22 protein-coding genes are annotated in these 19,883 nt (G+C 68.0%); 9 read left to right on the top strand and 13 right to left on the bottom strand.

What is annotated here, in order from left to right:
• Positions 1-7: 7 nt before the first annotated feature.
• Positions 8-892: a 3-hydroxyisobutyrate dehydrogenase gene (gene mmsB, locus ACZYVJ_RS19190; RefSeq protein ID WP_463832465.1), complete on the top strand. Its 885-nt coding sequence runs from the start codon at positions 8-10 to the stop codon at positions 890-892.
• A 5-nt stretch (positions 893-897) separates the two neighbouring features.
• Here mmsB and ACZYVJ_RS19185 read toward each other — a convergent pair whose 3' ends face one another.
• The 6 genes from ACZYVJ_RS19185 to secY are packed head-to-tail and all read right to left on the bottom strand — an operon-like array spanning position 898 to position 5,473.
• Complete coding sequence (locus ACZYVJ_RS19185) at positions 898-1,404, bottom strand: MarR family transcriptional regulator (RefSeq protein ID WP_463832464.1); 507 nt, start codon at positions 1,402-1,404, stop codon at positions 898-900.
• 40 nt (positions 1,405-1,444) lie between these two features.
• Positions 1,445-2,164, bottom strand: coding sequence for an anti-sigma factor family protein (locus ACZYVJ_RS19180; RefSeq protein ID WP_463832463.1), 720 nt, complete (start codon positions 2,162-2,164; stop codon positions 1,445-1,447).
• Between the two features lie 30 nt (positions 2,165-2,194).
• Positions 2,195-2,740, bottom strand: coding sequence for a sigma-70 family RNA polymerase sigma factor (locus tag ACZYVJ_RS19175; protein WP_463832462.1), 546 nt, complete (start codon positions 2,738-2,740; stop codon positions 2,195-2,197).
• Positions 2,741-2,799: 59 nt separating this feature from the next.
• Positions 2,800-3,603 carry a type I methionyl aminopeptidase gene (gene map, locus ACZYVJ_RS19170; RefSeq protein ID WP_463832461.1) on the bottom strand — a complete coding sequence of 268 codons (804 nt, stop codon included), beginning with the start codon at positions 3,601-3,603 and terminating at the stop codon, positions 2,800-2,802.
• Positions 3,604-3,605: 2 nt separating this feature from the next.
• Positions 3,606-4,151: an adenylate kinase gene (locus tag ACZYVJ_RS19165; protein ID WP_463832460.1), complete on the bottom strand. Its 546-nt coding sequence runs from the start codon at positions 4,149-4,151 to the stop codon at positions 3,606-3,608.
• Positions 4,148-5,473 (bottom strand): preprotein translocase subunit SecY, encoded by a 1,326-nt coding sequence (gene secY, locus ACZYVJ_RS19160; protein ID WP_463832459.1) that lies wholly within the window; start codon positions 5,471-5,473, stop codon positions 4,148-4,150. The genes ACZYVJ_RS19165 and secY overlap by 4 nt, the downstream gene beginning before the upstream one ends.
• A 277-nt stretch (positions 5,474-5,750) precedes the next feature.
• Between secY and ACZYVJ_RS19155 the strand changes: the two genes are divergently transcribed.
• The gene (locus tag ACZYVJ_RS19155; protein WP_463832458.1) at positions 5,751-6,665 is read left to right on the top strand and encodes a class I SAM-dependent methyltransferase; all 915 of its coding nucleotides are present in this window, start codon (positions 5,751-5,753) and stop codon (positions 6,663-6,665) included.
• A 9-nt stretch (positions 6,666-6,674) separates the two neighbouring features.
• The gene (locus ACZYVJ_RS19150; RefSeq protein ID WP_463832456.1) at positions 6,675-7,595 is read left to right on the top strand and encodes a class I SAM-dependent methyltransferase; all 921 of its coding nucleotides are present in this window, start codon (positions 6,675-6,677) and stop codon (positions 7,593-7,595) included.
• Here ACZYVJ_RS19150 and ACZYVJ_RS19145 read toward each other — a convergent pair.
• Positions 7,592-8,260: a GNAT family N-acetyltransferase gene (locus ACZYVJ_RS19145; RefSeq protein ID WP_463832455.1), complete on the bottom strand. Its 669-nt coding sequence runs from the start codon at positions 8,258-8,260 to the stop codon at positions 7,592-7,594. The two genes, ACZYVJ_RS19150 and ACZYVJ_RS19145, sit on opposite strands and share 4 nt — an antisense overlap.
• Positions 8,261-8,269: 9 nt before the next feature.
• Positions 8,270-9,631, bottom strand: a complete 1,362-nt coding sequence (locus tag ACZYVJ_RS19140) for a xylulokinase (RefSeq protein WP_463832454.1) — start codon at positions 9,629-9,631, stop codon at positions 8,270-8,272.
• Between the two features lie 30 nt (positions 9,632-9,661).
• Here ACZYVJ_RS19140 and ACZYVJ_RS19135 point away from each other — a divergent pair, with 30 nt between their 5' ends.
• Both ACZYVJ_RS19135 and ACZYVJ_RS19130 read left to right on the top strand, forming a co-directional pair.
• Entirely contained in the window at positions 9,662-10,651 is a 990-nt protein-coding gene (locus tag ACZYVJ_RS19135) for an NAD(P)-dependent oxidoreductase (RefSeq protein ID WP_463832453.1), read from the top strand.
• The gene (locus ACZYVJ_RS19130; protein ID WP_463832452.1) at positions 10,638-11,291 is read left to right on the top strand and encodes an L-fuculose-phosphate aldolase; all 654 of its coding nucleotides are present in this window, start codon (positions 10,638-10,640) and stop codon (positions 11,289-11,291) included. The genes ACZYVJ_RS19135 and ACZYVJ_RS19130 overlap by 14 nt, the downstream gene beginning before the upstream one ends.
• A 67-nt stretch (positions 11,292-11,358) precedes the next feature.
• On the opposite strand, the gene ACZYVJ_RS19125 is transcribed toward ACZYVJ_RS19130, so the two are convergent.
• Positions 11,359-12,282: a helix-turn-helix transcriptional regulator gene (locus ACZYVJ_RS19125; RefSeq protein ID WP_463832451.1), complete on the bottom strand. Its 924-nt coding sequence runs from the start codon at positions 12,280-12,282 to the stop codon at positions 11,359-11,361.
• A 73-nt stretch (positions 12,283-12,355) separates the two neighbouring features.
• Between ACZYVJ_RS19125 and ACZYVJ_RS19120 the strand changes: the two genes are divergently transcribed.
• Positions 12,356-13,003, top strand: coding sequence for a class I SAM-dependent methyltransferase (locus tag ACZYVJ_RS19120; RefSeq protein WP_463832450.1), 648 nt, complete (start codon positions 12,356-12,358; stop codon positions 13,001-13,003).
• On the opposite strand, the gene ACZYVJ_RS19115 is transcribed toward ACZYVJ_RS19120, so the two are convergent.
• Positions 13,000-14,232 carry a cytochrome P450 gene (locus ACZYVJ_RS19115; RefSeq protein WP_463832449.1) on the bottom strand — a complete coding sequence of 411 codons (1,233 nt, stop codon included), beginning with the start codon at positions 14,230-14,232 and terminating at the stop codon, positions 13,000-13,002. The genes ACZYVJ_RS19120 and ACZYVJ_RS19115 overlap by 4 nt on opposite strands.
• Positions 14,229-14,801 carry a TetR/AcrR family transcriptional regulator gene (locus ACZYVJ_RS19110; protein ID WP_463832448.1) on the bottom strand — a complete coding sequence of 191 codons (573 nt, stop codon included), beginning with the start codon at positions 14,799-14,801 and terminating at the stop codon, positions 14,229-14,231. The genes ACZYVJ_RS19115 and ACZYVJ_RS19110 overlap by 4 nt, the downstream gene beginning before the upstream one ends.
• A 75-nt stretch (positions 14,802-14,876) precedes the next feature.
• Between ACZYVJ_RS19110 and ACZYVJ_RS19105 the strand changes: the two genes are divergently transcribed.
• The gene (locus tag ACZYVJ_RS19105; protein ID WP_463832447.1) at positions 14,877-15,911 is read left to right on the top strand and encodes an NAD(P)H-dependent amine dehydrogenase family protein; all 1,035 of its coding nucleotides are present in this window, start codon (positions 14,877-14,879) and stop codon (positions 15,909-15,911) included.
• On the opposite strand, the gene ACZYVJ_RS19100 is transcribed toward ACZYVJ_RS19105, so the two are convergent.
• The gene (locus tag ACZYVJ_RS19100; RefSeq protein ID WP_463832446.1) at positions 15,908-17,140 is read right to left on the bottom strand and encodes a zinc-dependent alcohol dehydrogenase; all 1,233 of its coding nucleotides are present in this window, start codon (positions 17,138-17,140) and stop codon (positions 15,908-15,910) included. The genes ACZYVJ_RS19105 and ACZYVJ_RS19100 overlap by 4 nt on opposite strands.
• Positions 17,137-17,913: an SDR family NAD(P)-dependent oxidoreductase gene (locus ACZYVJ_RS19095; RefSeq protein WP_463832445.1), complete on the bottom strand. Its 777-nt coding sequence runs from the start codon at positions 17,911-17,913 to the stop codon at positions 17,137-17,139. The genes ACZYVJ_RS19100 and ACZYVJ_RS19095 overlap by 4 nt, the downstream gene beginning before the upstream one ends.
• A gap of 97 nt (positions 17,914-18,010) precedes the next feature.
• On the opposite strand from ACZYVJ_RS19095, the gene ACZYVJ_RS19090 reads away from it, so the two are divergent.
• Entirely contained in the window at positions 18,011-18,958 is a 948-nt protein-coding gene (locus ACZYVJ_RS19090; protein ID WP_463832444.1) for a class I SAM-dependent methyltransferase, read from the top strand.
• Positions 18,959-18,970: 12 nt separating this feature from the next.
• The gene (locus tag ACZYVJ_RS19085; RefSeq protein ID WP_463832443.1) at positions 18,971-19,882 is read left to right on the top strand and encodes a class I SAM-dependent methyltransferase; all 912 of its coding nucleotides are present in this window, start codon (positions 18,971-18,973) and stop codon (positions 19,880-19,882) included.
• The last annotated feature ends 1 nt before the right edge of the window (position 19,883 follow it).

Below are 19,883 nucleotides of genomic sequence, written 5' to 3'. Positions count from 1 at the left end.
TCACCAGATGACCGAGCACCTGACGGTGGCCTTCCTGGGCCTGGGCCACATGGGCGGGCCCATGGCGACGAATCTTGTTGCGGCTAAACATGCGGTGCGCGGATATGATCCCGCGCCGGGGGCGCTGTCCGCGGCGGCCGAGGCCGGCGTCACCGGATTCGACAGCGCCACCGACGCGGTAGCCGGGTCGGACGTGGTGATCACCATGCTGCCCAACGGGGAGCTGGTCAAACGCTGCTACGCGGAGATCCTGCCCGCCGCGCGACCCGGCGCCCTGTTCATCGACAGCTCCACGATCTCGGTCAACGATGCCCGCGAGGTGCACGCGCTGGCCGAATCGAGCGGCGTCGCGCAGCTGGACGCCCCGGTCTCGGGCGGGGTGAAGGGCGCCGTCGCCGGGACGTTGGCGTTCATGGTGGGCGGCGACGAGGACGCCGTGCAGCGGGCACGGCCGGTGCTGGAACCCATGGCGGGCAAGATCATTCACTGCGGCGCGGCCGGCGCCGGGCAGGCTGCCAAGGTGTGCAACAACATGGTGCTGGCGGTGCAGCAGATCGCGATCGGCGAGGCGTTCATCCTGGCTGAGAAACTCGGGTTGTCCAACCAGTCCCTGTTCGACGTCATCACCGGGGCGACCGGCAACTGCTGGGCCGTGCACACCAATTGCCCTGTGCCGGGCCCGGTCCCGACCTCACCCGCCAACAACGACTTCAAACCGGGCTTTGCCACCGCGCTGATGAACAAGGACCTGGGCCTTGCGATGGATGCGGTGTCCTCCAGCGGGGCGGCAGCGCCGCTGGGTACACACGCCGCGCAGATCTACGCGGAATTCGCAGCCGAGCACGGCGCCTTGGACTTCAGCGCGGTCATCGAGATGCTGCGCGGCAGCTGAAGGGCTCAGAAGTCACCGGCGTTGCGCCGCAACGTCTCAATGGCCGACGCCAAATCCTGCGATTCGGTGTCGGCCATTCCGATGTCGGCGAACACCTGCTTGTTCAGGGTGACCGTGGCGTCCTCGACCGTGCAGCGGCCCAGCTCGGTGATCTGCACCAGCGTGGTGCGCCCGTCGGTGGGGTGCGGCACCCGCTGCACCAGCCCGTCGGCCTCCAGCCGGCGGATCGCGTGGGTCACGCTGGTGACGTGGACCTGCAACCGGTCCGAGGCCTTGGTGATGGGCAGCGCACCGGTGCGGCTGAACGCCAACAGCCGCAGCAATTCGTACCGGGAGAAACTCAGGTCGTAGGGGCGCAGCGCCGTCTCGACGCGGGCCAGCAGGATCTGGTGCGCGCGCATCACCGACGTCACCGCCACCATGCCCGGCGCCACATCACCCCACCCGGCGCGCTCCCAGTTGGCGCGCGCCGCGGCAATCGGATCACGCTTCTCCGGTCTTGATTGCGCCACGCCCCTTCTTACCGCACTCAAAGCGCGAGCGGGTACAACCTCACAGCGAGCGTTGCAGCAGCACCTGGCCGCTATCAGCGGCCACCACCTGCACGGCGGCGATCTGATCGACCGGGGTCGAGATCGCGCCCGCGGGCGTCGCCGTGTGGCCGGGCACGGCCACCCATGTCGCCAGCCGGGTCTGGCTGCCGTCACGTCCCACCACGACCATCGCGAGCGTGTCGTGGTGCGCGTTCAGCGGAGCCAGGCACACGCAGCGCAGGTCGATGGACGTCCCCCAGTGCTGGCTGCTGACGGCGATCGTCGACGTGAGCAGGCTGGTGCTCACCTGAGCCATCGGCTCAGACGATGCAGTCACCTGCTGGGACGGAGTCGACGACCACCCCTCAATGCCGACGAACACCCCGATGGCCAGCACCGCGGCCGCGGCCGTCGACGCCACCCAGGTCACTACCCGGGTGCGGCGCCGCCGCCAACGAACCGTCGCCAGCAGGGACGGCAGCAATTTCGGAGACATCTCCGGAGCCGGACCGGACTGGTTCATCGAGGCCACTTCGGCACTTCGGAGCTGGGACAGCAGGGCCGGCACGCCACTGAGGTCGGCAACGGCCGCCCGGCAGTCCGGGCAGTGCGCCATGTGCGTCTCGAATTCGCGTCGTTGCGCGGCCGGCAGGGAGCCCAGCACGTATGCGGCATCCCACATCGCGTAGCGGTCTTCGGGAGGGCCGAGATCCTGCACCGGCGTCCTCATTTCATCCATTCTTCTCACCCCTCAAGCATCCGGAGGCCCTCATCGGGTAACCCCGAGTTCCTGCAGAGTGAGTCGCAACGCCCGCACGGCATAGTGTAGTCGCGACTTCACCGTCCCCTCGGCGATGCCGAGGTCTGCAGCAGTCTGTGTGGTGGTCCAACCGCGGTAGTAGGACCGTTCGATCACCGCTCGGTGCTCGGCGGACAACTGGGCCATCGCGTCCGCTATCAGCAACCGGTCCAGCGCCGCATTGACCTCATCCGGCGTGGACTGTTCGGGTGCCCCCGATACGTCTGTGGAGCCGACGACGTTGCGAAACCGCGCGCTGCGCCGGTCGTCGATGATCATGTTGCGGGCCACGGTGAACAACCACGCCCGCGCCGAGCGCTCCGTGTCGCCGACGACCTCGGGGTGTTGCCACGCCCGCAGCAACGTCTCCTGAACCACGTCCTCGGACTGGCTCGCGTCCCCCGTCAGCCGCAAGGCGTAGCGCCACAGAACCGCGGCGTGTTCGTCGTACAGCGCCTTCATCAGAGCGGCCTCGGCAGCTCCGGTCACCGCACGACTGCCAGAAACCCGAGCCACTCGATCACCTCCGACTACTGAAACGAGGCGAGTGGGCGTTTAGTTCAAGGCTAGCCCTGCTAGGAGGCCAAAGTGAGGATACGCGGACCGGCGTCGGTGACGGCGACCGTGTGCTCCCAGTGCGCCGCACGCGACCCGTCCGTGGTGGTGACCGTCCACTGGTCGTCCAGCACCACGGTCTTGCCGGTTCCCAGCGTCAGCATGGGTTCGATGGCCAACACCGAGCCGGCGGCCAGCAGGGGGCCGCGCCCGGGCGAGCCCTCATTGGGCAGGAAGGGGTCCATGTGCATCTGCCTGCCGATGCCGTGGCCGCCGTAGCCCTCGACGATCCCGAAGGCCCGCGAATGGCGGATAGCGGCGTCGCGCGTGCCCATCTCGATGGCGTGCGAGACATCGGTCAGCCGGTTCCCGGGCACCATCGCCGCGATCCCGGCCTCCAGCGATTCCCTGGTCGCCTGTGACAGCGCTTCGTCGGCCGCGTCCAGCGTCCCGATCCCGAAGGTGACCGCGGCGTCGCCGTGCCAGCCGTCCAGCACCGCGCCGCAGTCGATCGACACCAGGTCACCGGGCGCCAGGATCTCGGCGGCCGACGGGATCCCATGCACCACCCGCTCGTTGACCGACGCGCAGATCGACGCGGGGTAACCGTGATATCCCAGGAAAGACGGCACTGCGCCGGCGTCCCGGATCACCGATTCGGCGACTTCGTCCAGGCTCAGCGTCGAGACTCCGGAAACCGCGGCCGCCCGCACAGCCTGCAGCGCCGCCGCGACCACCGCGCCCGCCGCGGCCATGGCGTCGAGTTCGTCGGCGCTGCGCTGCGGCACCACCTTGCGACTCCGCAGCCGCGCCAGCGGGTTCATTCCTACTTGCCCAGCGCCCGCAGCGCGCGGGCGAACACTTCGTCCATGGTGCCGACGGCGTCGACCGTCTTGAGCTGGTCGCGGTAGTACTCCAGCAGCGGCGCGGTCTCGTCACGGTAGATCTTCATCCGGTTCAGGATGACTTCCTCGGTGTCGTCGGCGCGGCCGCGGCCCTTCAACCGCTGCAGCAACTCATCCTCGGAGACCCGGAATTCCAGCACCGCGTCGATGTCGGTGCCCCGGCGTCCCAGCATGTCGTGCAGCGCCTTGGCCTGCTCTGTCGACCGCGGGAAGCCGTCCAGGATGAATCCGTTGGCCGCGTCGGGATCGCTCAGCCGGTCGTCGACGAGCTGATTGGTCAACTCCGAGGGCACCAGGTCGCCGGCGTCCAGGTAGCGCTTGGCCTCCAGGCCGAGTTTGGTCCCGTTCTCGATGTTGCTGCGGAACAGCTCACCGGTGGAGATGTGCGGGATCCCGAGCTTTTCGGAGAGCTTCTGGGCCTGCGTTCCCTTGCCCGCCCCCGGCGGGCCCAGCAAAACGACTCTCACTTCAGGAACCCTTCATAGTTGCGCTGCATGAGCTGACTCTCGATCTGCTTGACCGTATCCAAGCCCACGCCGATCATGATCAACACCGCGGTACCGCCGAACGGCAGATTCTGAACCGCTCCGCTGTTGCCGATCTGCAAGAACAAGTTGGGCAGCACCGAAATTGCGCCGAGGTAGATCGAACCCGGCAGGGTGATCCGGCTCAGCACGAAACGCAGGTAGTCGGCGGTCGGCTTGCCCGGCCGGATGCCGGGAATGAAGCCGCCGAACTTCTTCATCTCGTCGGCACGCTCGTCGGGATTGAACGTGATCGACACGTAGAAGTACGTGAAGAAGATGATGAGGCCGAAGTAGATGGCGATGTAGACGGGGTCGCTCGGGTCGGACAGGTACGTGCCGACGAACTTGTCCCACCAGCTGTTGCCCACGCCGCCGCTGCCGCTGCGGATCAACTGGGTGATCAGGTGCGGGATGTAGATCAGCGAGGACGCGAAGATCACCGGGATAACGCCGGCCTGGTTGACCTTGAGCGGCAGATACGTCGACGTTCCGCCGTACATGCGACGGCCGACCATGCGCTTGGCGTACTGGACCGGGATCCGGCGCTGGCCCTGCTCGACGAAGACCACGCCGACGATGATGGCCAGCGCGGCGATCAGGACGGCGGCGAAGATCATGCCGCCGCGGCTGTCCAGGATCGTCTTGCCCTCGGCGGGGATGCGGGCCGCGATGCCGACGAAGATCAGCAGGGACATGCCGTTGCCGATGCCGCGCTCGGTGATCAGCTCACCCATCCACATCACCAGGGCCGCGCCGCTGGTCATCACCAGCACGATGACCACCAGCGTGAAGATGCTCTGGTCGGCGATGATGTCCAGCGAGCAGCCCTGCAGCAGCCCGCCGTTGGCCGCGAGCGCCACGATGCTGGTGGCCTGCAGGATGGCCAGCGCGATGGCCAGATAACGCGTGTACTGCGTCATCTTGGCCTGGCCCGACTGGCCTTCCTTGCGTAGCTCCTCGAACCGCGGGATGACCACCGTGAGCAGCTGCACGATGATGCTGGCGGTGATGTAGGGCATCACGCCCACCGCGAACACGGTGAGTTTGAGCAGCGCACCACCCGAGAACAGGTTGATCAGCGAGTAGATCTGTCCGGCCGCGCCGCCGCTGGCCTCTTTGATGCACTGCTGGACGTTCGGGTAGTTGACGCCAGGGGACGGTAGCGCGGCGCCGACCCGATACAAGACGAGGATGCCAAGCGTGAAGAGGATCTTCCGTCTCAGGTCGACTGTCCGCAGCGATGAGATGAAAGCGGAAAGCAACTCTTCCTCCTGCGCAGCCGGGGTTTCCTACATCACGCGCCCAACACCCGCAGGCCAGGACGTACGGCCGACTTCTCTATAGCGCGTCAAACCGTGTACGAGACTAACAGCTGGTACGGGCAGGTCTGGTCAGGGCCTTTCCTGTGACCCCTCGCGGCGCCGTTCACCGGGTGTTTGAACCACCGCCGTAACGCGCCCGAAAATTACAGGAAGCCGTAAGCCGTGGAGCGTAGAGTTTCCGTGACTCGTTGCATTTGCTAAATAACTTGGGAGCAGCATGACACGCACTGACCAAGACAGCTGGGACCTGGCCTCGAGCGTCGGAGCCACGGCCACGATGGTCGCAGCGGCCCGCGCACTGGCCAGCGGGGCGACCAACCCCATCATCAACGACCCGTTCGCCGCGCCCCTGGTGCGCGCCGTCGGCCTGGATTTCTTCCGGCGCCTGGTCGACGGTGAGGTCGGCGACTCCGAGGGCTATGAGGGCAGCGGCAAGGATCTGGGGCTGGAAACCGACTCCATCGCCGTACGCACCCGCTTCTTCGACGACTTCTTCCTCAACGCCGCCCGCGACGGGGTTCGCCAGGCGGTCATCCTGGCGGCCGGCCTGGACGCCCGCGCCTACCGGTTGAGCTGGCCAGCCGGAAGCGTGGTCTACGAGGTCGATCAGCCCGCCGTCATCGAGTTCAAGAGCACCACGATGTCCAGCCTGGGTGCCGCCCCGGCCGCCGAGCGGCGCACGGTCAGCATCGACCTGCGCGAGGACTGGCCCGCCGCGTTGCGCGCCAGCGGCTTTGACGTGACGCAGCCGACGTCGTGGAGCGCCGAGGGGCTGCTGATGTACCTGCCGCCCGACGCCCAGGACCGGCTCTTCGACAACATCACCGAGCTCAGCGCGCCCGGCAGCTTGCTGGCCACCGAGTACCACCCCGACACCGCCGGCACGACGATGTCGCAACGCGCCCAGGAGTTCAACGACCGCTGGGCCAAGGTCGGCTGCGACATCGACCTGTCGGGACTGTTCTTCGACGGCGAGCGCAGCAACGTCGTCGACTACCTGACCGGCAAAGGCTGGGAGGTGGCCGCCCGGCCGCGCCGCGAACTGTTCGGCGATTACGGCCTGCAATTCCACGACGACGAGGCGATGGCGCAGTTCCGCAATATCGTCGCCGTCACCGCCACCCTCAAGTGAGGAGCTGCCATGCCGGAGACCGACAGCAAGCGATCTGACGGCGACAGTTGGGACCTGGCGTCCAGCGTGGGCGCCACCGCGACCGCGGTGGCCGCCCGGCGGGCGCTGGCCTCCAAGGGCCCTGACCCGTTGATCGACGATCCCTTCGCCGAGCCGTTGGTGCGTGCCGTCGGAGTCGAGGCTTTCATCAGGATGATGGACGGAGACATCGAGACACCCGAGGACGATCCGGCGTTCACCCCGCGTCGTCTCGGTGAGGGCATGGCGGTCCGCACCCGGTTCTTCGACTCGTTCTTCCTCGACGCCGCCGACTCCGGTATCCGCCAGGCCGTCATCCTGGCCTCGGGGCTGGACACCCGCGCCTACCGGCTGGCCTGGCCGCCCGGGACGGTGGTCTACGAGATAGACCAGCCCCGGGTGATCGAGTTCAAGACCCGCACCCTGGCGGAGCTGGGCGCAGCACCGAGCGCCGACCGGCGGGCAGTGGGGGTCGACCTGCGCGATGACTGGCCGGCGGCGTTGGGCGACAGTGGATTCGACACAGGGGCGCCGGCGGCGTGGAGCGCCGAAGGGCTGCTGGGTTACCTGCCGCCGGATGCCCAGGACCGCCTGTTCGACCACATCACCGCGCTGTCCGCCGAGGGCAGCAGGATCGGCACCGGCTACGTGCCCGACATCCGGGGCCGCATCGAAAAGCGCGGCCGCGAGATCAGCGAGCGCTGGCGCCGGATGGGGCTGGACCTCAACTGGGCCGATCTGGTCTACCCCGGCCAACGCAACGACGTGGTGACCTACCTGTCCGAGCGGGGCTGGCACTCGTGGGTGCACAGCACCCCGGAACTCTACGCGGCCAACGGTTTTGATTTCCCCGAGCAGCCGTCGATGGCCGCCTTCGGCGACATCCGATACGTCACCGCCGTTCTGCGCTAACTTTCGGGATTGGCGGCCGGTGCGCGCACCACCATCGGCACCGCGGGGAAACACCACGCCATCTCCGAGCGCGACTTGCGCAGCGCGGCGGTGCCGTAACCCCGCTTGCGGTGATCGGGGTGAATCCAGATCCGAACGTCGACCTCGCCACGGACCAGCTCGCCGAACACCATGCCTACCTTCTCGCCGCCGTCGATGGCCACGAACCACGCGGCCTCTTCGTCGTCGACCCGGCCCAGCGCGGCGCTGATCTCGTCGTCCACGTTGCCCGCCGGCCCCCCGGAGCCGTCACCGGCGAAGCCGATGTCCTCGGTGCGCACGGCGAAGATGTCGCGGTCCTCGCTCGCGGAGAACGGCCGGAGTTCGAGGGTGTCCCCCGAGCTCGCCGGACGCTCGCCCAGGGTGAAGCTCAGCTGTTTGTTCAGGTCTTCGAGTTCGGTCTGGATCGTCTTGCGCGAATCCTTGGTGAGTCGGTCGAAGGACAGGCCGAACACTGCTTCGGCACCCGTGTGCGACGTGCCGAGCAAACCGGCGATGGCGTTGACCGCTTCCGAATTGTTGTCGGCCTCCACGATCAGGTCGAGCACTTCGTGCCGTCGTTCGAGGGCTTTCAACAGAGCGTCGGCGATTTCGCGGCGGGCGGCTTTGCGGTCCTGGTCGGTCATGGCACCAGCCTAGAACGCCGGTGGTGCCACCGCGCTACATCTGCGGTCTGCCAGCTCCTGGAAGCGCTGATAGCGATCCTCGACCGCGCTCGCCCAGGCGGGGTCGGGCTCGACGATGCGCTCGGTGCGCGCCCATCGGGCGGCGTCGGCGATCGTCGTCTCCAGGCCGACCGCCATGCGGGCCAGGAAGGCCGCTCCCAGCGCGGCGCCTTCCGCCACCCCGGACACCTCGACCGGCCGGCCGGTGGCGTCGGCGATGGCCTGCAGCCACGGGCCCACCCGGGTGCCGCCGCCGGTGGCCACGATGCGCGACACCGGCGCCCCGCCGAGTTCGATCAGCCGGCGGACCACGAAGCCGGACGCCTCATAGGCGGCGCGGCGCAGCGCGGCGGCGTCGTGGGTCAGATCCAGCGCCTCGAGCACGCCCCGGCGGTCCCGATCGTGGAACGGCGTGCGCTCGCCGCGCAGATACGGCGCCCACACCGGGACGCGCCCGGGTTCGACGGCGGTCGGGTCTGCCGCTGCCACAACGCGATCCACCCAGCCCAGGAACAGCCCGCCGGCATTGCTGGCCCCGCCGATCTGGCTCTTGCCGGGCGCGGTGTGCGGAATGGTCCACAGGCCGGGCATCTGACGCGCCTCGGCGACCGTGGTCCACACGATCAGCGTGGTGCCGCACATCACCAGCACGTCGCCGTCGCGGTCGGCGCCGGCGACGATCTGTTCGCACAGCGCGTCGATGGCGCCGGTGGCCAGCGCGGCGTCGGTGCCGCGCAGCTGCCCGACGACGGCTCCCATGCTCTCCACCCGCGGCATCTGCTCGACGGCCGCGCCGCGCTCGGCGCAGGCCTCGGGATTCCAGCCGGTCCCGTCGAACAAGGGGAACGCGGTGGCGGCGGTGGCGATGTCGATCGCCGCCTGCCCCGACAGCGCGTGGTTGGCCACCGCGGGCGCGGGACAGTACCCGGCGGCGCCCGGCGCCTGCGCGGCGGTCCAGCGCAGGAATTCGGCGGCCTCGCCGAGCGCGGGCAGCGGCTGCGCGTCCCCGCCGGGTGTGCGGCCCCGGCCGTCGCCGTAGAGCAGCCCCGGGGTGATGGGCGCGCCGGTGTCGTCGACGGCGGTCATCGACGGCACCATCGCCGAGACGGCCGCCGCGGCGATGCCGGGTTGGTGGATCAGTTGGTTGCACGCCGCCACCGGCCCACGCCGCCACGCCGCCTCGGCGTCGTGCTCCAGCCGGTCGGGCGCCGGCACCCGCAGCTCATGGGGGATCCGGACGCGGGCCGTCACGTTGCCCTCGGCGTCGGCGCATATCGCCTTGACCGCGGTGCTGCCGACGTCGATGCCGATTGTGACGTCTTTGCGTGACACGGGCGTCACCGTACGCCAGCATTGGCACTCGTGACGTCCAAACCACGCGCCTTGGTGACGGCCCCGATGCGGGGGCCGGGGTTCGCCAAACTGCGGCAGCTGGCCGACGTCGTATACGACCCCTGGATCGAGCAGACCCCGCTGCGCATCTACAGCCCCGAGCAGCTGGCCGAGCGGATCGCCGGCGAATCCGCCGAAATCGTGGTGGTGGAAAGCGATTCCGTGCGCGGCCCGGTGTTCGAGCAGGGCGTGCGGGTGATCGCGTCCACCCGCGGCGACCCCAACAACGTCGACATCGCCGGGGCCACCGCGGCCGGCATCCCGGTGCTGAACACCCCGGCCCGCAACGCCGATGCGGTCGCCGAGATGACGGTGGCCCTACTGCTCGCCGCTACCCGTCACGTGCTGACTGCGGACGCGGATGTGCGCAGCGGCAACATCTTTCGCGACGGCAGCATCCCGTATCAGCGGTTCCGCGCCGCCGAGATCGCGGGGCTCACCGCCGGGCTGGTCGGCCTCGGCGCCGTCGGCCGTGCGACGCAGTGGCGGTTGTCCGGGCTGGGGCTGCGGGTCATCGCGCACGATCCCTACAACCCCGACGCCCGGCACAGCCTCGACGAGCTGCTGAGCGAGGCCGACGTGGTCTCGCTGCACGCCCCGGTCACCGACGACACGGCCGGCATGATCGGCGCGCGGGAGTTCGCGGCCATGCGCGACGGCGTGGTCTTCCTCAACACCGCCCGCGCCCAGCTGCACGACACCGACGCCCTGGTCGACGCCCTGGTCGCGGGCAAGGTGGGCGCCGCGGGCCTGGACCACTTCGCCGGCGAATGGCTGCCGGCCGATCACCCGCTGGTGGGGATGGGAAACGTCGTGCTGACGCCGCACATCGGCGGCGCCACCTTCGACACCGAGGCGCGGCAGGCGCAGATGGTCGCCGACGACCTGGAGGCGCTGCTGGCCGGCAACGCGCCCGCTCACATCGTCAACCCGGAGGTGCTGGGCCATGAAGTTCGTTGACAACCCGGAGACCGCGGTGCTGGACGCCGCCAAGGACATGCTGCGCCGCGGCCTGGTGGAGGGCACGGCCGGCAACATCTCGGCGCGCCGCGCCGACGGCAACGTCGTCATCACCCCGTCGTCGGTGGACTACCGCGACATGCAGCTCGACGATCTGGTGCTCGTCGACGCGGACGGCTCGGTCCTGCAGGCGGCCGAGGGTCGCTCACCGTCGTCGGAGATGCAGCTGCACCTGGCCTGCTACCGGGCCTTCGACGACGTCGGCAGCGTCATTCACAGCCATCCGGTGTGGGCCACCATGTTCGCCATCGCCCACGAATCGATCCCGGCGTGCATCGACGAGTTCGCGGTGTACTGCGGCGGCGACGTCCGGTGCACCGACTATGCCGCGTCCGGCACGCCGGATGTCGGCGCCAACGCCGTGCGGGCGCTCGAGGGCCGCGGCGCAGCGCTGATCGCCAACCATGGCCTGGTGGCGGTGGGTCCACGGCCCGACAAGGTCCTGCATATCACCGCCCTGGTCGAGCGGACCGCCCAAATCGTCTGGGGCGCAAGAGCACTGGGTGGTCCGGTGCCGATTCCCGAGGACGTCAACCGAAACTTCGCCTCGGTCTACGGCTATCTGCGGGCGAACGCGTGACGGGCTCGATCCAGTTGGGCCGCGCCAGCGAGGCCGAGCAAGCCAAGGCCGCCATGAGCCCCGCGCGCTACCCCGGTCGAGGTGGCGCGACCCTTCGCGCGGGCGAGGACCGATTCGACGTTGACCAGTGGCTGGACATCGAATCCCTCTGACGCCATTCGCGGGGCGAGGCCCCGTGCGCGCGGGCGAATAGCCGGCTGAAATAGCCGGGATCGGATATCCCGACCCGCCTGGCCACCTCCGCGACCGACACGTCGGTTTCGGCCAGCAGCACGCGGGCCGCGGTCATCCGGCGGTCGGTGATCCACTCCCCGACAGTGCGTCCGGTGCGGCGCCGCACCACCGTGGTCAGGTGGCCCGAGGTCAAGCCGAGCTCGCCGGCCACCTCGCGCAGCGACAATGGCCCGGCGTGACGCCGGTCGATCACCTCGAAGACATCTGCCAGCAGCGGTTCCCCGCTGCGCCGCAGCTCGGCCACCACCGGCCCCGCCAACCGCGCAAGGTCGATCAATAACAGGGTCAGGTGCGCCAGCGTCGCCTGTCGATAACCATCCTGGCGCGCGCGCAGTTCCATTTCGATCGAACCGATCGCGGCGTCCCACGCCGTCCGTCGCACCGCGGGCACGTCGAGGCGCAGGATGCCGCCGGCCTGTCCGTGCAGAAACGGGAACAGCAGCGGGTGCGCTCGCCACGCCGGCCACGGCGATCGCGCGTCCTCCCCGAGCGCGGCCGGGTCGAAGAACACAGCCACCCCGGCGTCACAACGATCCAGGCGCTCGGGGTCGAGCACCTGGCCCGCGGCCGCCACGTAGACCAGACCAGCCGCGGGCAGGTACCAGAGCGCAGGGAAGTCGTGAATGTGGCGACCGCGCTCGATGAAATCCTCGGGACCCGACCGCACCACCGACACCGGGGGCGTTTCCGGATCGGTGCGGTACTCGTAAATCGGCACGCCCGCGCGCTGCCGAACCAACCGAGCGGGCCGCGTCATACACCAAAGATAGTCCTATTTTTACCAAGGATCACCCAATTCTGCGGGGATGCAGCGGTTCACCATGGACTCTGTGACCAAACATCATCCACATGATTACCTGCCCGCCGCCGGCCACGATGCGCTACTTCCCTGCTACGACGTGATCAGCCGCTTGTTGGGCATGAACCGGGTCTATGAGACTTTGATCACGCAGGCGGAGCTGGCCGACGGCCAGCGCGTGCTGGAAATCGGCTGCGGCACGGGCAATCTCACCACCCGGGTCAAGCGGTCATATCCCGCCGTGGAAGTGACTGGATGCGACCCCGACCCCCGCGCGCTGGACCGGGCACGGCGGAAAGGGCACGGGCTGAACGGTATTCGGTTCGAACACGGTTACGCCGAGCGGCTGCCATACGCCGACGGCGAATTCGACCGGGTGCTGTCTTCGATGATGCTGCACCACATCGCCGATGACGCGAAAACCGCCGCGGCGGCCGAGGTGTTCCGGGTCCTGCGCCCCGGCGGCAGGCTGCACCTGGTCGACATCGGCGGCGACACGACGACCCAGCACGGCCTGGCGGCGCGGCTGATCAGGCGCAACCAGCACGCCGCAGGCAACCTCGGCGACGCGATTCCGCGCCTGCTGAGCAGGGCCGGTTTCGACTGCAGTGAGGTCGCCACGCACCCGCAGCGCATGGTTGGACGACTCAACTACTATCGCGCGACGCGCCCCGCCTAGCGCCGCTCGAGGCGGACCGGTAGTGACTCGTACACGGTCATGTTGTTGCACAGGTCGGGAAGCGTCATCTTCGGATCACCGACCTCGATGCCGACCGTACTCAGCAAGATCTCGTCGAGGGCCGCCCTGACTTCCGCCCGCGCCAGCATTGCGCCCAAACAGTGGTGGGCCCCACCACCCCCGAAGGACTGGTGGGGGTTGGGGTCGCGGCGAATGTAGAAGCGGTGCGGATCCTCGAAGACGTCTTCGTCGCGATTGGCCGAACGCAGCATCGTCACCACGCGCGCACCCTCGGGGATCGGCACGTCGCCGAGGATCACGTCCTTGGCCGCTCCGCGCACCCAGAACATGATCGGCGTGGAATAGCGGATCACCTCCTCTACCGCGGTGCGCCGCGCGTCCTGGTCGGATCGATAGACCGCAATCTGTTCCGGATTGGCCGCGAAGGCCCTGATCCCGTCGCATAACGCATTTCGAGTCGTGTCAGCGCCGGCCAATCCGAGGATGAAGAAGAAGATCTCGAGTTCGTTGGAGGGCAGCAAGAAGGTCTCCCCCGATTCCGCCGTGATCTCCGTGGTGCACAACGCGCTCCAGATGTCGTCGTCCGGGTGCTCACGCTTGTACGCGGTCAATGTGCTGGCGTACTCGAACAACTCCATGAAGGGCAACAGGTCATCACCATCGGGAAGCGACAGCTGCGCGCCGGCGACCTTCAACACCCGGTCGATCAGGCCGAACACGTGCGGGCGGTCGGCGTCCGGAATCCCGACGATGTCACCGATCACCGAGATCGGCAGTCCCGCAGCCAGATCGACGAACTCACCACCACCGGATTCCAGTAGAGCGGCGGCCATCGCCTGGGCCCGATTTCGGATGCCATCCTCCAGCTTGGCCACCGCGCGTCGCGTGAAAGCGCGAGCGATGACTTTGCGGCGAATCGTGTGATCCGGTGGGTCCATACTCACGATGGCCGGGTATGCGTCGAACATCGGCACATCCTGGATCAGCGGTCCCCCGGTCGCCGTGAACGACTCGTGATCGCGATGGACTCGCGCGACATCGGCATGCTTGGTGCACACCCAGAATTCGCGGCCCACAGTTGATCTCACGTCAGGGGTGAGTTGCTGGTGGAACACCGGTGTGTGGGCGCGCAGCTCGGCGAAGAGGTTGTCGGGAAATCGCGTGGCCCAGATCGCCGGCTCGGCGAGATCGATCGCCGTCTCCGTCATGACACGCCTCGAGCGTGCTTCACTTCGCCGCGCAGACCGTGAAGGATCAGGCGCAAGCCGTACGCGAATGCTTTGTCGCTCGGGCCACCGGCGCGGCGCGTGTGTTCGAGCTGCACGGAACCCAGTAGGTGGATATACAACGCGGCGTGAGCGGCATCGAAATGTTCGGCGTCCAAGCCGGATTCGCGCAGGATCGCGCGAGAGGCGCGGTCCATCTCGGTCGCCGCGGCCGTGTGCGGGTGCTCCTGCAGCAGCGCCGCGATGCCGGGCACGTCCACCAGCACCTTCCAGGCAGCCAGGTACAGAGCGACCAGACGAGTCTCCCAGTCGCCCTCCTGCGGAACCTCGATCTGTGCAAGTACCGATTCGATCAGCAGGTCGAGCAGTTCCCGCTTGTCGCGGACGTGGTAGTAGACCGACGAGGCCGCCGTGCCCGCCTCTGCCGCCAGCTCGCGCATCGTGACCCGGCTGACGCCCACGCGCTTGGCCAGTCGCAACAAGTGCTTTGTCAGGTGCGCTCGGTCCAGCGCCCCATAGCGCAGCACCGGCGCCTTGGCCACGGCCGCCACACGCCCCCACTTCCGAACGATGTACGAATTCGAACAGTATTCAGATTAGAACAATGTTCGCCTACGATGTCAAACATGGCGCCCTACCGCGTAGTCCAGTGGTCAACCGGCAACATCGGCAGTCGAGCGCTCGGCGTCCTGTTGGACCGTGACGACCTCGACGTGGTGGGCGTCCACGCATTCGGTTCGGACAAGGTGGGCCGCGATGCGGGCGTGTTGGCCGGCCGCCCCCCGATCGGGGTGCCCGCAACCGCCGACGCCGATGCGTTGATCGAGCTTCGGCCGGACTATGTCAACTACATGCCCCGCGTCATCGACTACGAGCTGGTAATCAGGATGCTGTGCTCCGGCATCAACGTCGTCACTACCGGAGATTTCCTGACCGGCACCCATCACCCCGTCGAGCTCCCGGCGCTCGAGGAGGCGGCACAACAGGGGCGCGCAACCTTCCTGGGCACGGGATTCGAGCCGGGCTTCATCAACGTCGTTGCCGGATTCCTCACCGGCGCATGCCGACGGGTGCACAGCGTCAAGCTCGTCGAAACATTGGACTGCACAACCTATCCCGTACAGGACGTGTGGAAGGTGCTCGGCTTCGGCAAACCTCCCCGTGCGCGGGTGACGCACCTCGACCCGGAGACGCAGCGATACGGCCTCGGCTACTTCGAAACGCTGGACATGATCGCCGCCATGCTGGGCACCGAGCTCGACTCCAAGGAGGCATTCGTCGAGCCCGCGGTGCTGACAAGGTACCTCGATCTGGGCTGGGTGGACTATGCCGCCGGCACCTCCGGGGGCCAGCGCCGCACCTATCGCGGCTATCGAGGCGGCCGCCCGGTGGTCGAGCTCGCCATCTGCTGGACTATGAGCGACGACGCGCTCGACCCGAAATGGCCCGACCCCAAGGGATTCAGTGTGGTAATCGAAGGTGAACCACGCGTCGACGCGACCATCCGGTTCGGCAAACCCGGGGAGGACGTGATGACCGTGTTGATGGACAGCACCGCCGTCGCGGCGGTCAACGCCATTCCGTTCGTTTGTGACGCGCGGCCGGGTGTCATCACCCCGATCGACTTGCCGCTCACCGGGTCCCGCGGGGCACTCGCCTAGCGCTGGTCGATCCCCACCTTCACCGCGCCGCTGTCGTCCTGGTTGGCAATCGCCAAAAATGCGTCCCGCCAATGCTCTAGCCCAAACGTGTGGGTCAGCATGGGACGCAGGTTTACCCGGTGAGCGGCGCTCAGGTCGAGGTAGTGGGCGATGGCGTGCTTGCGCTGCCCGTCCACCTCTTCGACGCCGAAGGCATTCGAGCCGACGAACGAGATCTCCTTGAAGTAGAGCGGGCTGTCCTCCCACCGCCCGGGGGCGTGGACGCCGGCCTTCACCAACGTCCCTCGCGACCGCAGCACCCGGACGCCGACCTCGAAAGTCTCGGGCTTACCGACGGTGTCGTAGACGACGTCGACGGCGCCGGGGTGAGCCATCGGCAGTCCCTGCAGCGGCTGACGCAGCCGGCCACCGCCCCAGGCGACGGTCTCTTCGATGATGGCCGTTCGCGGTTCGTGCGCAAGGGTTTTCGCGACGCCGAACCGGCGGGCCAGCTCGGCCTGCGCGGCGAAGCGCGCCACCACCGCGACGGCCACGTCGGGATACAGCGCCCGCAGGATCGCGACCGCACACAACCCCAGCGAGCCGGCCCCGTACACCAGTGCGGCGCCGGAGCGGGGCGGCGGGTGTCGGGTGATCGCGTGCAGCGACACCGAGAACGGGTCGGCGAACACGGCCACCTCGTCGGGAATCGAATCCGGCACGGCGAACAGCATGCTGTCGTGAGCGGGCATCAGCTCGGCGTAGCCGCCCGTCACATCGGCCGACACCCCCGTGTGGATGCCGGGCTTGATGTCGCCGTCGGTGAAGCTCCAGCACAGGCTGTAGTCACCGGCTTCGCATGCGGGACAGGGCGGTTGGATGCCACGCGGCCCGCAAGACAGCCACGGATTGAGCACCACCCGCTCCCCCACCTGCAGCCCCCGTGCCTTGGGCCCCAGCTCCACCACGTCGGCGACCACCTCGTGGCCCATGACTTGCGGGAACGAACAGAACGCCGCCATAGCATTGTCGACGTCGCCCTCGCCGAAATCCATCAAAATCTGCTTGGAATCCGACCCGCAGATGCCGGTCAGCCGCGGACGGGTGATCACCCAGTCCTCATGCGGCAGTTCCGGATCCGGCCATTCGCGCAGGGCGGTCGGGGTTTGCGCCAGGTTCTGGGTCAACGGGTTCGCGTCGCCGGGAACCTCGAAAGGCTCCGGCGGCACGCCGTAGACGAGCGCCTTCATGAGGACGCCATCCCAGCCGCCCCGGCGATGAACGCATCCAGGTCAGCGTTTTTCGCGTCGATGACGGCCTTCATGTCGGGTAAGTAGTGCTCGAAGCGCTCACTGCCCAGGGCCGCGATGACGCCGTCGGCCACCACGTCCGCGGCCACCTTGGGTCCCTGGTAGAGCGGTTCCTCGCTGCCCGAGTGGTCCCAAATCTCGGTGTCGACCGGGCCCGGCTCGATCAGCTTCACCGAGATCGGCGTGTCGTGCAGATCCACGGCCATCGCCTCGCTCCAGCCGCACAGCGCGAATTTGCTTGCACAGTAGGCGGATTCGTGCACTATGCCGAGCCGGCCGCCGACGCTGGACACGTTGACGATCATGCCAGATCCGCGCGCCAGCATCCGTGGTAACAGCGCCAGCGTCAGGCGCATCGGGGCGAAGAAGTTGACCCGCATGACGTCTTCGGCCTCGTCCGGGTCCAGTGCGATGACGCTGCGCCGCTTCGGCATCGCGGCGTTGTTGATCAGCACGTCGATGCCGCCGAGCGCATCCCAGGCCCGCAGCGCCAGGTCGCCCAGCGCCGACGCGTCGGCCAGGTCGGCCACGAACATGGCCGATCCGGGTGAGGTGTTCCGGCAGTCGGCCAGCACCTCGGCCAGCCGATCCCGGCGGCGCGCGACCAGCCCCACTACCGCGCTGTGGGCGGCCAGCTGCCGCGCCAGGGCCGCGCCCAATCCCGACGAGGCACCCGTGATGAGCACCCGTTTACCAGCCTCCGCGTACGCCATCAGTCAAGGTTGCCGCGAATCGCGGGAAGCGTACAGTGGGAGCAGCTTGTTATATCGGCTAAATATTAGATTGACTACCTCCGATAGGGGCACAAACATGACTTCCACCAGGTATGAAGGCGACACCTGGGACCTGGCATCCAGCGTCGGCGTGACCGCGACGATGGTCGCGGCGGCCCGCGCCATGGCCACCCGCGCCGACAACCCGCTGATCAACGACCCGTTCGCCGAGCCGCTGGTCAAGCTGGTCGGCGTGGACCTGCTCTCCCAGCTGGCCAGCGGTGAGCTGGATCCCGCCGAGTTGAACGACGTGCACGACGGTGCCGCGGGGTCCGCCGGGGCGATGTCGCGGATGGCCGACAACATGGCGGTCCGCACCAAGTTCTTCGACGAGTTCTTCCTGGACGCGACCAACTCGGGTGTCAAGCAGGCGGTGATCCTGGCCTCCGGTCTGGACGCCCGCCCCTACCGGTTGGCGTGGCCGGCCGGGACGGTGGTCTACGAGGTGGATCAACCGCAGGTCATCGAATTCAAGACCCGCTCGCTGGCCGATCTGGGGGCCGCCCCCACCGCCGAGCGACGGGTGGTGGCCGTCGATCTGCGTGACGACTGGCCCACCGCGCTGCGCAACGCCGGCTTCGACCCGTCCCAGCCCACCGCGTGGAGCGCCGAGGGCCTGCTCGGCTACCTGCCGCCCGAGGCGCAGGATCGCCTGCTGGACACCATCACCGAGCTCAGCGCGCCGGGCAGCCGGCTGGCCACCGAAAGCGCCCCCAACCCCGAGCCTGGCGACGAGGACAAGATGAAGGAGCGCATGCAGACGATCTCCGAGCGCTGGCGTGCGCACGGTTTCGAGCTGGACATGGCCGGGCTGGTCTACTTCGGCGATCGCAACGAGGCGGCTCCATACCTGGCCGATCGCGGTTGGCGGCTCAACAGCGCCAGCATCGCAGAACTGTTCGCGGCCAACGGACTTGACCCGCTCACCGACGACGACGTGCGCATGGGCGAGATGGTGTACACCAGCGGAACCCTCGAGAAGTAGGAGCCATCCGCAATGACCGCTGACACGGGAAGAACCGAGGGCGACAGCTGGGACCTAGCGTCCAGCGTGGGAGCGACGGCCACGATGGTCGCCGCCGCCCGCGCCGTGGCCTCGCAGGGACCAAACCAGCTGCTGGACGATCAACTGGCCGATCCGCTGGTGCGCGCCGTGGGGCTGGACCCTTTCATCCGGATCATCGACGGTGAGATCGACTTCGCCGACGACCCGCTGATGGACCGCAAGACCAGGGCCGAGCAGATGACGGTGCGGACAAGGTTCTTCGACGACTTCTTCATCAATGCCACCAAAGACGTTGTGCGCCAAGCGGTGATCCTCGCTTCCGGCCTGGACACCAGGGCTTACCGCCTGCCGTGGCCCGCGGGCACGGTGGTTTACGAGGTCGACCAGCCACAGGTCATCGCGTTCAAGACCAATACGCTGGCCGATCTCGGCGCCGCTCCGACCGCCGAACGTCGAACCGTAGGCATCGACCTGCGAGATGACTGGCCCGCCGCATTGCGGGAGAGCGGTTTTGACGTCACCCAGCCGACCGCGTGGAGCGCCGAAGGACTACTGCCCTATCTGCCGCCCGAGGCCCAGGACCGCTTGTTCGACCACATCGCCTCGCTCAGCGCGCCGGGTAGTCGGCTGGCGACCGAACACGTGCCGGATCCCAATTCCTTCACCGACGAGCGCGTGCAACGCATCACCGAGCGGTGGCGGAGTGCCGGGTTCAACCTCGATGCGGGTGAGCTGTTCTACCGGGGCGAGCGCAGCGTTGTTGTTGACTACCTGAGCGGGCACGGATGGGATGTGACGGCCCGCGCGGTCAGGGAACTATACGCGCACAACGGCTTCGAGTTCCCCGAAGAAGTGGTCGAGGCCTTCGGCGACCTGAGTTACGTCGCCGCGACGTTCAAGTAGG

It is taken from the genome of Mycobacterium sp. IDUB_3 (assembly GCF_055419585.1).
This window is presented reverse-complemented; position numbering and strand designations above follow the sequence as displayed.